We start from the raw sequence: 14,265 nt of genomic DNA on the forward strand, positions 1-14,265 counted from the left end.
CCCCCTTTTAGTACTACTCAGTACTAATTTGATGTAAAAAAAATGCTTCTTTTATCGAAGCAATTTTAAAAAATGATCTGCTGTTTTCGTGATTACAGTTGCATCCTTCAATGTTTCTGAAATAAATAACGCTCCTTCAAGATTTGTAATAAAAAGTGATGCAACCTCATCAATCTGAATCGTATTTCTAAATTCTCCATTCTCTACCCCTTGTTTAAGTAATAGAGAAACTTTCTTTTGTAATCCTGTAAAAAAAAGACCTATTTTTTCTTTTATTTGCGTGGCCTGTTTAGGACTTTGAATATAAAGAGTAATAAATGGACAGCTCCCCTTATACTCTCTCGACTGAACTCCTTGTGATAATTGCTTTAAAAACAGTTGGATACGATCTTCAACTAAAAATTGATTCTGAGAAAGTACGTCATCAATTGCAGATTGATACATTTCAATCCAATAATCAACGACTCCTTCTAATAATTGTTCCTTATTAGAAAAATGATAATACACATTAGACTTTGAAACTTTGCTTACACGTACTAATTCATCCATACTTGTATAAGCAAACCCTTTTTCTAAAAATAATGTTGCAGCTACTTCAATCACACGTCTTTGATTCATTAATTTTACCTTTGTCATAACTAGAACTATATAGTACTAATTTAAATATTACAAGTATTTATGTTAATTTAGAAAAAAGTTTGATTAAAAAAGTTCCACTAACATTGATTTTACTGCAAAAAAATCTTAGCATCAGTGTTACGCAAAAAAGAAAGAGAGTGGATCCCCCACTCCCTTTAACCATCTACCCCTGATTCTTCTGCGCTTCTCTAAACTCCTCCTTCACCTTCTCTAACAACCCTTCTTCCGTAATTAATCGATATGCCGTATTCGCTAGTACTTTTGCCGATGTAATTAATGCTTTATCTCCAAGTTCTGAACGTGCTGCTTCTCTAAATTCATTCGTATGTGCAATTAAATCATCTGGACCGATTTTAATGTACGGATGAATTGTCGGTACGACTTGACTTACGTTTCCTGCGTCGGTTGAACCAATCCCTACTCTTTCTTTACGATTTACATCTTCACCTAATAGTTCTAGTTCTTCCGCTACGATATCGTTATATGTTTTTGTTACGAGTAATTCATCGATTTCATTTTGGAATTGATGGATTTTTACTTTCGCACCTGTTGCTAATGCTGCTCCCTGTGCGATATTTTTTACTTTTTCTGTTACTTCTGCACATCTTTTTCGCGTTGCTGCACGGATGAAGAATCTTGCTGCGGCATAGTCAGGAATAATATTAGGTGCTTTTCCTCCCTCTGTAATGACGCCATGAATTCTCACGTCTGACGGAAGTTGTTGGCGAAGTGCGTTAATACCGTTATAGAGCTGAATAACCGCATCTAATGCGTTAATCCCTTCTTCTGGCGAAGCTGCAGCGTGAGCTGTTTTTCCGTAAAAATGAAAATCAAGCGGATCGACCGCTAGTGAAGGACTCGTTGTCGCTGTCTTTCCGCTTGGATGAATCATAAGCGCCGCATCAATGTTTTTAAATAAGCCTGCCTTTACATAACTCGATTTTGCGCTACCGTTCGGTCCTCCTTCTTCAGCTGGTGTTCCGAACACGACAACTTCCCCGCCAATTTCTTCAAGCGTTTCTGATAATGCAATTGCTGCTGCAACGCTAATTGTGCCAATTAAATTGTGACCACACGCATGACCTAGTCCTGGTAAAGCGTCGTACTCCGCTAAAAATGCGATTGCAGGTCCTTGTTTTCCAGAGCTTTTTCGCGCGATAAATCCCGTTTCATGTCCAGCTATATTGTGCTGCAACTGAAATCCTGCACTGCCTAGCAATAAACTTAACGTTCTAGATGCATAAAACTCTTGGTTACCAATTTCCGGATTCGCATGAATATCATGACTTGTTTCTATGTACTTTTCCTTATTTCTTTCGATACTCTCTTCAATTGTTTTTCTTTGTGACGCTACTCCTGTCGCTCCCATTTTTCTTCCTCCTTTTATTTTCACATAAAAAAGCCTCTTTCTAAAAGATAGAAAGAGGCTTCTGTATATACAGTCAAAATGAGCTTCTTTCTTATCTTTCAAGTTACCTTGCTGGAATTGGCACAGTATTCATAACGAATCCGCTGCCGAGGTATCATAGGGCCAGTCCCTCCACCTCTCGTGATAAGAATTTTCATAAAATTATATTAAATTATTTTTTATTCTAAGTTCATTCCAAGTAAAAGTCAAGGAATTCCTATCCGAATTTACCGAATATCTAAAAATCCTTTTAATACACCAATTGTCTCAGGTGCTTGCAGTCTTGCACATACGTACGGAAATTCCGTACTACCTTCAAACATCATTTGAGATGTAAGCGGTGCGCCTGCCCAGAAGATTTCATCATCAATTACGATAAACGGGAATGCTTTATTTTGTCTTTGTAACTTTACATTTTTCAGTGGAACTGGTCCATCACTATACACTGTTATTTGCGCATTTGTACGCATTAACGCTTGCCATACTCGTTTATCCACTTGTTTTGTACTTGGAAGTGAAATAATAATTTTTCGTTTTGCGGCTAAAATATCTTTTAATAACCCTTTCGGCTCTTCAAGATTCATTTCCATAAACCAGCGTAAACGTTTCGAAATTTTCCGTTCCCACAATTGTCTTGATGTCGTGCGATCATACACATCTCCGTGACGTTCTATATGAGCTGTTAATTGTGATAATGCTTGTTTTCTCGAAAGGTTTTTACGCATATAATGGCAATCTGATAATTGAATGAACTTCCCTCTCGCCCTTGTCACTGCTACATTGACGAGGCGATGGTTTTTGTGATCAAAGAATAATACGCCAGGTCGTTCTTGCGGATAACTGTCAACCGTATCAAAGATCATCATATCTCTTTCAGAACCTTGGAACTTATGAACTGTCGCCGCTAAAACTGGTATGTTTTGATATTTCGTTCTCTGCAACATTTCTCTAATACACGTTGATAAAAAGCGTGACTGCGCCCTGTAAGGTGTCACAATACCAATTGATTGCACACCGTCTAACAATCCGATTAACATCATTTGCATTGCTACTAAACCAGACATAATGTTAAAACGTGAACCAGAAGCAGCATCTTTTAACGAAAAAGCTCCCATTTGGCTCGTATCAAATAAAACACTCGCTTCATTTGCGAACGGCTGCAATTGCGCAAGTTCTTTACGCTCTGAAACAGACGGATGATCGTATACTCTATTTTTATAAATAAACGAATTCGTAAACTTCGATATATCCGCATGCATACGTCTTTGTTCCTGCAACATAAATAGGTTTGGGTGTGCTTCTGATTTATTAACAGACTCAACAATCCCAGCATGGTAAAACATATCTTCCCCAAGCCATTTGCGAACGAGTTCATGATTTGCCATCGCAATTGGAGGTAACTGTAAAAAGTCACCGCAAACGACGATACGTTTTCCAAGTGAAGCAGCTAATGCAATTTGCGGAACATATGCCATACTTACTTCATCTACAACAACTAAATCAAATGTGCGCTCATAAATAAGTGAATCAATGGCACATTTTGATAAAGTTGCGCCGATTACTTTTGCATTTTCAATATATTCTTTTTCTACTTCTTTAATTTTAGCCTTTTGCTTTCGAAGATCACTTTCAATCTCTTGTATGCGCTTCTTATCAGCAGATGTTGCTTTATACGATAAGATTTTTTCACGAAGATCTTGTCGTGTCTCTTCTAAATAGAGTCTTTCCTCACCCCAAGATCCGTTCGTCGTTTCAACTAACTTCGACGCAAGTAACGTTTCATGATTTCGTATATGTTCATGTTGACTATAACCGTAACGAACAATTTCGCCAGGCGTCCATTTCTTTTTCTTCTCAATTTGCTTCGTTACTTCACTCATTAATACGTCTACTGCCGCATTACTATGAGCCAACACAAGTACCGATTTTCCTTTTTGATAATGAGCTGAAATAATACGTGATAAATTGTAAGACTTCCCTGTTCCTGGTGGTCCCCATACGTACGTCGTCGGATTGTAAAACGAACGATACGCCAATTCATTTTTCGGATTTTTCATCTTCTCAATATGTTTCGGACTGCTCGTCCCATCAACAAGACGCTTTATACGATTACGTTTCAGCTTATCTTTACGTGCTTCTTTCAACCTCTCTTGTAGTTGCTCTAAAAGTTGCCACGGTTCACTATATAAAACAGCTTCTCGTATTTCACCTTGTATATAATCATTTAATTTCAGTTCTATTTCTAATCCATGTACAGACAATACTTCTCCTGTCGCTTCCTCACCATCAAACTCAATTCGAATGGGTGAACCTTCAGGTAAGCTTACTTCCGAAATAAGCTGAAATACGTATACTGTACTTTCATAATCTGTATATAAAAAACGACCATTCATGATAGAAATTTTACTACCACCTATCGTTTTCCAATGTTTAATTTCATATGCTAATGCATAATGCCACTCTTTCATCGTTTCCGATAATGAAGGAGTTTGAGTAGTTGTATTCATCGTATAATCTCCTTCCTTCTCCCCAAACATACTTTCTCACTATACCATATAACACGCTAAAATTTGTAAGGTTTTTATCTTGCTTATTTTCTTAATTTTCAATAATATATTGTATATAATTTTCAGAAAGAAGGAATCTACATGCCAGTTAGAAGAATTGAACACGTCGGACTTATGGTTGCAAACTTAGAAACATCTATTTCATTTTATGAAGAAGTAGTCGGCTTACGGCTCATGAAACGTATGGGTCATCCGAATCCAGACTTAAAACTCGCTTTTTTAGGTGTAGAAGAATCAAAAGAAACGATACTAGAACTCATTGAAGGCTACAACTCTTCTCTTCCGGCAGAAGGAAAAGTACATCACATTTGCTTTAAAGTGGATTCATTAGAGGATGAGATCGAAAGACTGAAGAAACACGCAGTAACCTTTTTACTAGGAGAAGAAATCGAAACATTACCAGATGGAACACGTTACATATTCTTCGCTGGTCCTGATGGAGAGTGGATTGAGTTTTTTGAGACGGAGAGATAAAGCAAACCTTTATTTTGCGGGATAGAAAAGGAGCCGGAATTCCGACCCTTGTTTTTAACCAGTAACAATGAAACATACCTCCAACCTAAGAATTTACCAAGATTAAAAACACAATCATTTTGTTAGGAGGAGAGAATGGGAAATACAGTCTTTATTATTGTTTTTTGGATACTGATACTATTTCCAATCCTTTATGTAATCAAGATAAAGGATTGGAATATAAAAATAGCTGCCTTATTTGTTGGAAGGATTCTATTAAGCATTTTCTATTTCATAAATGGAATGGTGTTAGGTCTGCAACGAAATTGGGTAGAATCTCCCTATGAAACAGAATGGGATTTCTTTGTAAAGTCTTTACTAAACGGAAAAACTGATGCACTTATACACTTGTTACTTCTAATTATTATCATTACTTTGGATCTATTCTTTACATTTTATTATATCAATAAAAAGAAATAGGATATTCTATCCTATTTCTTTTTTTATGAGTAGCGCCATATCGCTATCAAACTAATGTTTTACGCTGCTCCTAAACAATAATTTTTTACATTTTTACTATGAGAATGTCAATTTTACTATTTTTGGGGTATTTATTTTTACTAGCTTGATGGACATGGGTTTGATTTATTTTCTTAGGTTAGTAGACATGTGGTGCCATCCCATTGCTATTAAGCTAAGAATTTAAGTGTAATATCATTTAAGGTAATACTTAAGATACAAATAAAATATCTTTTCCATGTCGCACTGTTTTATTGAAGTCTATCCCGAGTTGTAGCTAGTTCAATGCGACTGTAAATTCGGAGTTCGGTGCGCCAGCAAATACAACCGTTCCGTTCTCTGGTAGTTTCACTTTGTTATTATTACTAACAACGCTAAAATTGACGCATACTCCATTCCCATCATACACCGCGAATGAACTTCCTGATGGCAACTCCACATTCATCGTTTTCCCTGCTGCCTCTTGCGGAATCGTAAACCATTTCGCATGCCCATTTTTTTGCAGTGTAACTTTCGATAATTGACCTGCATCAAGGGATTTTACGTTAGATTCACTGACGTATAAAAAGCTGGCCATCTCCATATATTCAGTACCATTCTCTGTATAGAAATGAGCTTCCTTCGTATCCCTCCCATTCATCACAGGAATCTGAATTTGATGCGTCGCCGTATTCGGACCTGTAATTTTTTTGCCGTCCCAATAACCATCCTTGATCGTAATTTGTGTGTTAAGAGGTATTTGTTGTCCTAGATAATTTATAGAATTAAATTTTTCGTTAACAAGGTAGAACTTGCCGCCCTCGCGCTTCGCCCATGCAGCAGCTGTTTTCTTCGGTAACACATTGTTTTCTAATTTCTGAGCTAAATAGTGAGTCAGCACATTTTGCCCCAATCCCGGTGATAATTCATATGTGCTCTCTCTTAAATAAACTTTTCCATTCTTCTCAGTGACGAAGTTAAGCTTGGAAGTACCCTTTTCATTTATAAAGCTTCCATCCGCCGTATATACATATTTTTCTTCCGGTTTAGTTGGTAAAAACAGTTCTCCCTTCTTCGTAATCTCTATTTTGAAATGGCTTTGGATATTTCCATACAATCCTGCTTTTTTTACCACATCTTGAGGCACTTTAGCCTTGACTGGCTTGCCGAAGGATTTATCTGGTTTTATATCCTTAATTGCCCCTTTCTCTTTAAGCCTAGCTAGCAGTAATTTATTTGCCAACAGTTGATTTGTCATGCTGCTCCCACCGGAGGACAATACAGCTGCTGCCATCTTCTGTTCTGGAAGCACGACTAATGTAGCATCGTATCCCCACCCTTAGTCAACGCTTTTATCCCATATTCACTGAATGGGTATAGTTTCACACTATCCCAGCCAAGACCATAGTTGAACATATTTCCGCTATCTCCTGGCCACATTCCTTTTTTATATTCTTCTTGTTCCATCGCCTTGACTGCTTTATTAGAGAGAATTTCTTTTCCCAGTCCCATAAATATTTGTGAGAATCGCACCACATCTTCTGCAGTAGAGGAGATTCCTCCCGTACCAATCACATTTACCATTTCACTTGGAAGCTGTCCCTGGTATGTCGGAGAATACTGTCCAGCCCGCTTTTCGTCTTCCCATTTGTCTTGCGATGTTATCGTTTGATTCAGTTTTAATGGCTCTGTAAACTTTTGATGTAGAAATTCAGTAAAACTCATACCGCTGACTCTTTCTACCAAGATCTCAGCCAGCGTAAAACCGTCATTACAGTATACTGAAAACGCGCCAGGGTCTGCCTTCAAGTTTTGGTTGGACAATTGTTGCAACAAGATATCATGGGCATAAGCATCATTATCTTTAAATAAAAATGCATTATTGAACGTCGAACCTTGCAAACCTGAGGAGTGATTCAACAGCATACGCGGTGTAATGCGTTTATATCGTTTATCTTTCATTTTGAACTCAGGAATATAGCCAGTAACAGGAGCATCCAAATCAACTTTTCCTTCGTCTACTAGTTTCATAACAGCCGCTGCTGTATATACTTTACTGGTTGAACCAATTCCGTATAAAGTATCTTTAGTTAATGGTTCTTTCCCTTCTATGTCGTTCTTGCCTGTCTGCCCCGACAAAATAAGTTTACCATTATCAATCAGCGCATACTGCACGCTAGTCGTCTCATAGGACTTCGTGAGTAGTTCAGCGTTCTCTGCAGCAATCTTCTCCAAATCTTTGCTAGCAACTTCTTGGCTAGATACAACCGGAGCCTTACTGCTAGAAGACGCTATCGCTCCTGTTGGCAGGCTCATCGTTAGAGCTAAAGTAGCGGCTAACACCCCAGATAATTTATTTTCCATAAAAAAATGCCTCCTTAGATAAATGATTAATTTCATCTTTTATTTGTTCAATTACAAACATCACATAAACTACTATTCTGGCTTTATCCCTACTGTCGTAACAAACGGTAAAACCTCTCTTTTTCACATGTATGTTAGTACCATAAATGATTTTTTTATTTAGAATGTACTTATTACTAGTTTGGTTTTCGTATAAATAAATCCTATTTATCCTCCCTCTTTTGTGCTTCTCTATATTTGTATCCTACATAATAAAAATTTCTTTTTTCTTATGCATTTCTTACAATTTCCTTACGTTCAAATCACTTCTATAATTAGGTAGGTTTTATTTTAAAATCCCCAGGATAATAACTGCTTATATAATCCCACGATTTCATAGAAGATGGATTAATACCCCTGCGCCAAATCATCATGCACATCTCTGATATTTCCTTGCATCCCCCCTCAACCTTTACAACAGTTCCAACCCGGCATCAACACTTCTTCACGTTCTTATTACTAGTAATAACTAATCAACTCCTTACCTGAAAATAAATTAATATAGAAAAAGAGAGATAAGGTTAAAATACCTTTATCTCTCCTTTTCTCTCACAAATTTTGCGAAGTTTTTTTTGTTTTTGGGTTCATCTGTTTTCTTAGCTTGATGGGCATGGAACGTTAAGAAAAAGCAGACTGAAAGAATTAAAGGAGAAGAAATTATTTCAATAAAATTTCTTTAAAGTACTTTTACATCACTTTCACAAATGTAAGAACTCTCATATATTACACTTCATACATCCTTTTCCAAGGAACAATATACCGATATACAAATCCCTATTTATATAGGGATTTTTTTGTGCAAGTCCTCTCACCGTCAATTTAAGAATTAAAAAAGAGGGGATTATCCCCCCTCCTTTTTACGCTTGCTCCGACTGTCGAAATTATTTAATATACCCACGATTCAGTTCCGTTAATTTTTCATTGATGTTAAAAATTCTTACTCTAATATCTTTAACACCAACTGCTTCAAGTCTGTTCTTGTGCATTTCAGCGTATTTTTCAGCATCTTGTTTTTCCTCAAATACATAAATGCCTCCAGCTTCTTTTTTTCTTCATTCTCAGTCCATATTTTCCAGTGAAATCCTTCTTCTTCGTTAATACTATTTGCTAAATCCCAAAATGTTTTTTCCATTTCTTCACCAAAAGGACCTTCAAACGGAAAATCAACTTGTAGTAAATATGCCACCTTCACTCACTCCTATTTTAATATAAAATTCTTCCCGTTCTTTTACTGATTATGATTCAAATGATTGTAATGTCTAAATCCGTATTGCTATTATTATTCAAGCACTAATTTGAGAATCCCCCTATTTGTAAAATAATCACATAATGATAGTAACTTGAACGCATAAAGTGAAAGTTTAATAGTTTTCGGTTATTTTTAAAAAATGTGATACAAACTTATCCCTAAACTAAGGACAAACAAAACAAGTGCAGGTATCGCTTTCTTAAAGGGATCTCTCGCTAATACAATTAGAGTTAATGCGGCTGCAAGCATCGTACCAGCTAATAACACTCCTGCCCATAAAGCTATTACTGGAATCCAGATTCCTATCAACATTCCAATCGCTCCTACAATCTCAAAAGCTCCAGTTAAGAAATTAAAAAACGAAGGTAAACCAAATCGTTTGAACTCATCTGCCATTTTCCCGGATATAATTTTCGTTCCTGTCATTAAAAAGAACAGAAACAACACTACTTTTACAATATTGATGAAAATTAAAATAGTAATCACACCTTTCTTATTATTTGGTAAAAACTCAGTATTGTTCAGATAGTAGTCACTACCTTTATCCTATTTCCTGAGATTACCCGTATGGAAGTCGCTTCAATTTACATTACCCTTTTCAATATTAAAGGGCCAGAAATTACATGCTATAGCATATATAATATAAAAAATTTGACTGGTACTAAGCAAAAAAGTGACCCTGAATCAGATATCATACAAAATAAAGTTATCTTCCCATTCGTCCAAACAAAAAATTATATGCTACAGCATATATAATACCTAAAACAAAGTTTGTTCCTTATGAATAGCATAGCATCAATAAGGAACAAATATTAATAGTGTGTATCATACAATTTGTTTAATAACGATTGTAATACTTTAATTTCTTCCTCGCTCAAATTACTCGTAACGAAATGGTGAGCGTCTTTCACTACAGGCAAGATTGTTTTCTTTAGCTCGTCGCCTTTTTCAGTTAAAAAAAGGTTATGTGAACGCCTATCTTGGTCATTCAAAGCCTTCCTTACAATCCCTTTTCTCTCCATTGACTGTATCATTCTAACAACAGTAGTTTGATCTTTATCAATAGCTTCCGCCAACTCTTTTTGAGTAGTGCTCCTTTGGCTACAAAGAACACTAATAATCCCCCACTGCTCTGGCGTAACTCCATACGGCTTTAATTTCTTCGTAAAATAATTGGTCATTTTCACATCAGTACGGTGAACAAGATAGCCTATTAAATCATGTAAGTTCATATATCACCTCTATAAATTAAGATATAAAAGGATACAGCATACCAGTCAATCATTCACAATGAATGTATTTGTTTCACCATATATATGCTATGGCACATATATTAAAGTAGATTATTTTAATTGTCAAATGATTTACCTATTATTTTTCGAAAACCAAATCGTCCCTTTAGATTATAGAAGGAATGACTAATTTGACGTATTTCTCTGGCGATTTCTCCCTTATCGTTTTATGATATGCTAATAACATTTGATAAAATATGGTATCTATAGACAGTCAAACACCTTTAAAGATACCTCATCCAGTTTTCTTGCTGTTGCAAGATAAACAGCATGTAATCAGTTAACCACCCACATTAGTAACGAAAACATAAAGAAAAGGCATTCCAAATATGAAACACCTTCTTTCGTTTTATAAAACCATCCAACACGCTGAACTTTTCAATTTAATATAATGACTCGTTTAACTAAAGAAATTGATTACGTGCATAACGCTCTTCTCACTTTTCTTGCAAAATTTAGTGGATCATCAACGTCTTCGATATTAACGTAAATTAAATTTGGATCATCACATAACCACTCATTGTGTATAGACGAAACGATTATTCCTTGTTTAATAATTGTCGCCACAAATTCAGTGACTTCTTTTTGTAAGAGTGCTACTCGGCCTAGGCATAATGCCCGTCCGGTTTTATTGTCTCGTGATTCGAATGAAAAGGAAGTTGTTACTCTAAAACGTTTTCCCAAGATTGTTGCTCGTATTTCATCTCGGTTTATTGTTGCCACGCATTTCCCACCGGCGAATCCTTCTTGACCGCCAATGATTCTTGCAAACTGTTGACAAATTGATTCCTCATTAACCGCCATACCTTTAATCATTCCTCCTTTTACTATTAGATTATGAATTCATACATAGGTCTGAAACGGCAATGAATCTAATCTATTATAAAAAAAATGATGGCAATCTACCGAAAGCTATTAACTCAATTATTCTTGATTGTATGAATTGTTATCAGAGTTTAAATGGTGCAGAATTTTTATTCTATGCTTAATGGGCATCGGAGACTGAAAGCAAAACTCAGCTATTATATGGTAAGACATTTTTAAAAAGCATAAAAAAGACACCCTAAGGTGCTATCCTCCGACTTGAGAATCGTATCTATGTATGGAGAAATTTAGAAAAAACAAATACAAAAGAGAAGATTCTAACTATAATTTATAGAACTCTTATGTCATGACTTACTTACATATTTCCTTATTTACCAGAAGAAGAATCCCAGTTACATTATTTTCTGAACAGTCTCGTTAAAGCCATACCAAGAAATCCAGCGCCCATTCCTATTAGCCATCCAGTTTGGGCATTACCTAACATAGATCCCACTCCTCCACCAAGAAACATACAGCCAACGAATACTAATCCTCCAATTCCCCAATTCGGCCGTTCCATAATTCAATCACATCCTTTCAATAAAACATATGCGATTGGCTCCCTCAACTTTCTTCCATAGTTCATTATTTTGCTTAAGTTTAGCGCTTCAAGGAATTCATAAGATGTGAAGCTTGAGCCATTTATATAGATTGTAGAAATACGGGTATCAATCGTTATTAAAAATAACTGACGCATTTTAAACATCATCGATTTTATCATTTTGGACAACCTATTCTGTTAAATTGATATACATGCGAAAAAACTATCAAAATAAAACCCCAGAAATCCAACGGTCTCTGGGGCTTCCTTATATATTTAGCTCTTTTTGCTTTTTGTTTTGTTTATGTCTATACAGCAATTTTCGGCTTATTAGAGAAATCACTAATAAGGTCAGAATTAATAAGATAAGTTGCATAAATGATAAATCAAAATATTTAGCACCTGTAACGATTAAAAGTGTAGAAATCGTGCCTTTTACAACAAAAAAAATAATAACCCATAATCCGCCTTTTTTCCAGTCCATTTTATATTACCCTTTCCTACGTTTAAATTCTTAAAATATTTAATGATAGTTCTTAAATGTGACAACTTAATAGAAATCTATTATATTAACAAAAAATTCATGTCTAATTACATGCAACGATTCTATATTAAATGAAAATGATATTCATCGTCAATTTTATTGACTATTTGAATACTTATTATTTCTTTCTACTTTGTTTCTTATAAGCAACACACTTTTATATTCAAACAAAAACACCTCCATTACATTTGCACACTTAGTATGCGAATGCAAGAGGTGTTTTTTCATATACCATCAGGTAAGATTTCCTGCTTTGTTTATTTCTTGATACGTAGCTATTTTTTAATACACAATAACTGGATCATACGTGTTCAAACTATCATATACAGTTTTTGCAACATTAGGAAGAAGGTTCACACACCCACCTGATCCTCCTGTTAAATAAGCATTATTTCCCCAGTCTTTTCGCCAGCCGGCATCGTGAAATCCTTGACCACTATTTGTGAATGGAACCCAGTAATCTACTTGAACCGCATAATCAGCTTTTCCTACTGCGTTACCTCTTAGCGTATATGGTGTTCGTTTATAAAGGACGTACCACACACCTGGTGATGTATCTTCACCAGTACTATGTTTACCAGTTACTACATTTGTTGTAACAACTAATTTTCCATCTTTGTAAATCCAAATTTGTTGCTCTGCAATTGAAACTTCTGCATACGTGTCTCCGATGCCATTATTCGATGTTGTTTTATAACCGATACCTTCCTTCTCCCAACCATTCCCGTGAATATTAGAAGCAGAAAGCGATTTGTCGCCTTTCTCAAAGGCTTGTTGAACTTGTTTAGTTTCTTTTTCAACATCTAGTGCCCAGCCGTATCCTTGTCCTTTTACTGATATGACTGAACCGGAATGAGTTTTAAATGAGAAATCTTTATTTAATGTTGATTTGGCATTATTAATTTCAGTGATTTTCTTCTTAATGTCACTCGCATCAATTGTAACTTTCATATCCTTTGACATAGAGGCATTTTGAATTAAATCTTTCGCTTTTAAAGGATAAACTTCATCCTGCACTTTATACTCAACAGACTGCCCAAGAAGATTCTGTAGTGCTTTCTCCTCTTTTTTGACAATCGGATCGTCTTCTTTAATAGGTTTTATGTATGCAGACTTCAGATGAATTTCGCTTTTATATTTTTGTTTATCATAATCTTTCAGTAGACTAGTAACATCATACTGTTTTCCTTCAACACTTTTCGAAATAACAATTTTCCCTTGTTCTAGCTTCGCCATAGCATCTTGAGGCGCTTTTAATTTCTCATTCATAGAGATGAGCTTTTCTTCTACAAGTTTTTTCATCGTTTCACTACGATACTGATCTGCCTTCTCTGGTAGCAATGAATAATTTTCTCCCTTTGAGGAAGGAAAAAATGTCCACTGACTTTTTAATAGTTTCTTAACTTGAGGCAAATCTTTTTCCGTAAGTTCCGTTTTTGTATCTTTTTCATCTAAAATTTGTTGTTGATCAACATAGACTTTGTTTGCTAGTCCAGATGTCTTTAGTTTCTGTATTGCCTGATCAGCGCTCAGACCACCAACTTTTGTGTCATTAATTGTAACATTCGAATTGAAGTGAGTTGCCTGATAATAACTCATTCCCCCAATAAGAAGTGCAATTACACCAATACCCACTGCAATAAACTTCCAATTTGTATAACGTTTTTTTGATCTTACTCGTTTTTGATCAATTTCTTCAACTGATTCATTTGTTGTATTGTTGTTCATCAATCTTTCCCCCGTATGCATTAACGTCAAACGATTTTCAACTAAAATCATAAACTAGTGTACCTTATTTTTCCTAAAA

At 35.5% G+C, this 14,265-nt stretch carries 11 protein-coding genes, 2 pseudogenes and 1 riboswitch; of the genes and pseudogenes, 2 read left to right on the forward strand and 11 right to left on the reverse strand.

The genetic code is table 11. The features are described 5' to 3' along the window. Positions 1-51: 51 nt before the first annotated feature. From GBN78_RS06925 to GBN78_RS06935, 3 genes are all read right to left on the reverse strand, one after another. Positions 52-618 (reverse strand): TetR/AcrR family transcriptional regulator, encoded by a 567-nt coding sequence (locus GBN78_RS06925; RefSeq protein ID WP_001076335.1) that lies wholly within the window; start codon positions 616-618, stop codon positions 52-54. Positions 619-802: 184 nt separating this feature from the next. Beyond that, positions 803-2,008 (reverse strand): M20 family metallopeptidase, encoded by a 1,206-nt coding sequence (locus tag GBN78_RS06930; RefSeq protein ID WP_152127116.1) that lies wholly within the window; start codon positions 2,006-2,008, stop codon positions 803-805. An 88-nt stretch (positions 2,009-2,096) separates the two neighbouring features. Next, positions 2,097-2,198: riboswitch (SAM riboswitch) on the reverse strand. A 76-nt stretch (positions 2,199-2,274) separates the two neighbouring features. After that, positions 2,275-4,584, reverse strand: a complete 2,310-nt coding sequence (locus GBN78_RS06935; protein ID WP_002005395.1) for an AAA domain-containing protein — start codon at positions 4,582-4,584, stop codon at positions 2,275-2,277. 111 nt (positions 4,585-4,695) lie between these two features. Between GBN78_RS06935 and GBN78_RS06940 the strand changes: the two genes are divergently transcribed. Together GBN78_RS06940 and GBN78_RS06945 are read left to right on the forward strand one after the other, a co-directional pair. Continuing rightward, a complete protein-coding gene (locus GBN78_RS06940; RefSeq protein ID WP_152127118.1) occupies positions 4,696-5,088 on the forward strand; it encodes a VOC family protein in 393 nt (130 codons plus the stop codon). 135 nt (positions 5,089-5,223) lie between these two features. Beyond that, positions 5,224-5,547 (forward strand): hypothetical protein, encoded by a 324-nt coding sequence (locus tag GBN78_RS06945; RefSeq protein WP_000528634.1) that lies wholly within the window; start codon positions 5,224-5,226, stop codon positions 5,545-5,547. Between the two features lie 316 nt (positions 5,548-5,863). On the opposite strand, the pseudogene GBN78_RS06950 reads toward GBN78_RS06945, so the two are convergent. The 8 genes and pseudogenes from GBN78_RS06950 to GBN78_RS06985 all read right to left on the reverse strand — a co-directional run bounded on the left by GBN78_RS06950 (position 5,864) and on the right by GBN78_RS06985 (position 14,186). Continuing rightward, positions 5,864-7,929 (reverse strand): annotated as a pseudogene (locus GBN78_RS06950) (serine hydrolase domain-containing protein). Positions 7,930-8,921: 992 nt separating this feature from the next. Further along, a pseudogene (locus GBN78_RS31130) lies at positions 8,922-9,100 on the reverse strand (YdhR family protein); the annotation flags it as partial. Positions 9,101-9,349: 249 nt separating this feature from the next. Then, on the reverse strand, positions 9,350-9,700 hold the full coding sequence (locus tag GBN78_RS06960; protein WP_029960785.1) for a DoxX family protein: 351 nt from the start codon (positions 9,698-9,700) through the stop codon (positions 9,350-9,352). A gap of 329 nt (positions 9,701-10,029) precedes the next feature. Continuing rightward, the gene (locus tag GBN78_RS06965) at positions 10,030-10,449 is read right to left on the reverse strand and encodes a MarR family winged helix-turn-helix transcriptional regulator (RefSeq protein WP_001048566.1); all 420 of its coding nucleotides are present in this window, start codon (positions 10,447-10,449) and stop codon (positions 10,030-10,032) included. 477 nt (positions 10,450-10,926) lie between these two features. Further along, complete coding sequence (locus tag GBN78_RS06970; protein WP_001986336.1) at positions 10,927-11,313, reverse strand: DUF1259 domain-containing protein; 387 nt, start codon at positions 11,311-11,313, stop codon at positions 10,927-10,929. A 418-nt stretch (positions 11,314-11,731) separates the two neighbouring features. After that, the gene (locus GBN78_RS30095; RefSeq protein WP_000441008.1) at positions 11,732-11,893 is read right to left on the reverse strand and encodes a hypothetical protein; all 162 of its coding nucleotides are present in this window, start codon (positions 11,891-11,893) and stop codon (positions 11,732-11,734) included. Positions 11,894-12,182: 289 nt separating this feature from the next. Further along, a complete protein-coding gene (locus tag GBN78_RS06980; protein WP_152127120.1) occupies positions 12,183-12,398 on the reverse strand; it encodes a hypothetical protein in 216 nt (71 codons plus the stop codon). A 342-nt stretch (positions 12,399-12,740) separates the two neighbouring features. Next, positions 12,741-14,186 carry a L,D-transpeptidase family protein gene (locus GBN78_RS06985; protein ID WP_152127122.1) on the reverse strand — a complete coding sequence of 482 codons (1,446 nt, stop codon included), beginning with the start codon at positions 14,184-14,186 and terminating at the stop codon, positions 12,741-12,743. Positions 14,187-14,265 lie beyond the last annotated feature (79 nt).

This window comes from Bacillus sp. B2-WWTP-C-10-Post-4, from assembly GCF_009183805.1.
Taxonomy (GTDB): domain Bacteria; phylum Bacillota; class Bacilli; order Bacillales; family Bacillaceae_G; genus Bacillus_A; species Bacillus_A cereus.

Coding starts and splice junctions, on each gene's coding strand:
- GBN78_RS06925 (WP_001076335.1), bottom strand. CDS start 618: ATGAATCAAAGACGTGTGATTGAAGTAGCTGCAACATTATTTTTAGAA.
- GBN78_RS06930 (WP_152127116.1), bottom strand. CDS start 2,008: ATGGGAGCGACAGGAGTAGCGTCACAAAGAAAAACAATTGAAGAGAGT.
- GBN78_RS06935 (WP_002005395.1), bottom strand. CDS start 4,584: ATGTTTGGGGAGAAGGAAGGAGATTATACGATGAATACAACTACTCAA.
- GBN78_RS06940 (WP_152127118.1), top strand. CDS start 4,696: ATGCCAGTTAGAAGAATTGAACACGTCGGACTTATGGTTGCAAACTTA.
- GBN78_RS06945 (WP_000528634.1), top strand. CDS start 5,224: ATGGGAAATACAGTCTTTATTATTGTTTTTTGGATACTGATACTATTT.
- GBN78_RS06965 (WP_001048566.1), bottom strand. CDS start 10,449: ATGAACTTACATGATTTAATAGGCTATCTTGTTCACCGTACTGATGTG.
- GBN78_RS06970 (WP_001986336.1), bottom strand. CDS start 11,313: ATGGCGGTTAATGAGGAATCAATTTGTCAACAGTTTGCAAGAATCATT.
- GBN78_RS30095 (WP_000441008.1), bottom strand. CDS start 11,893: ATGGAACGGCCGAATTGGGGAATTGGAGGATTAGTATTCGTTGGCTGT.
- GBN78_RS06980 (WP_152127120.1), bottom strand. CDS start 12,398: ATGGACTGGAAAAAAGGCGGATTATGGGTTATTATTTTTTTTGTTGTA.
- GBN78_RS06985 (WP_152127122.1), bottom strand. CDS start 14,186: ATGAACAACAATACAACAAATGAATCAGTTGAAGAAATTGATCAAAAA.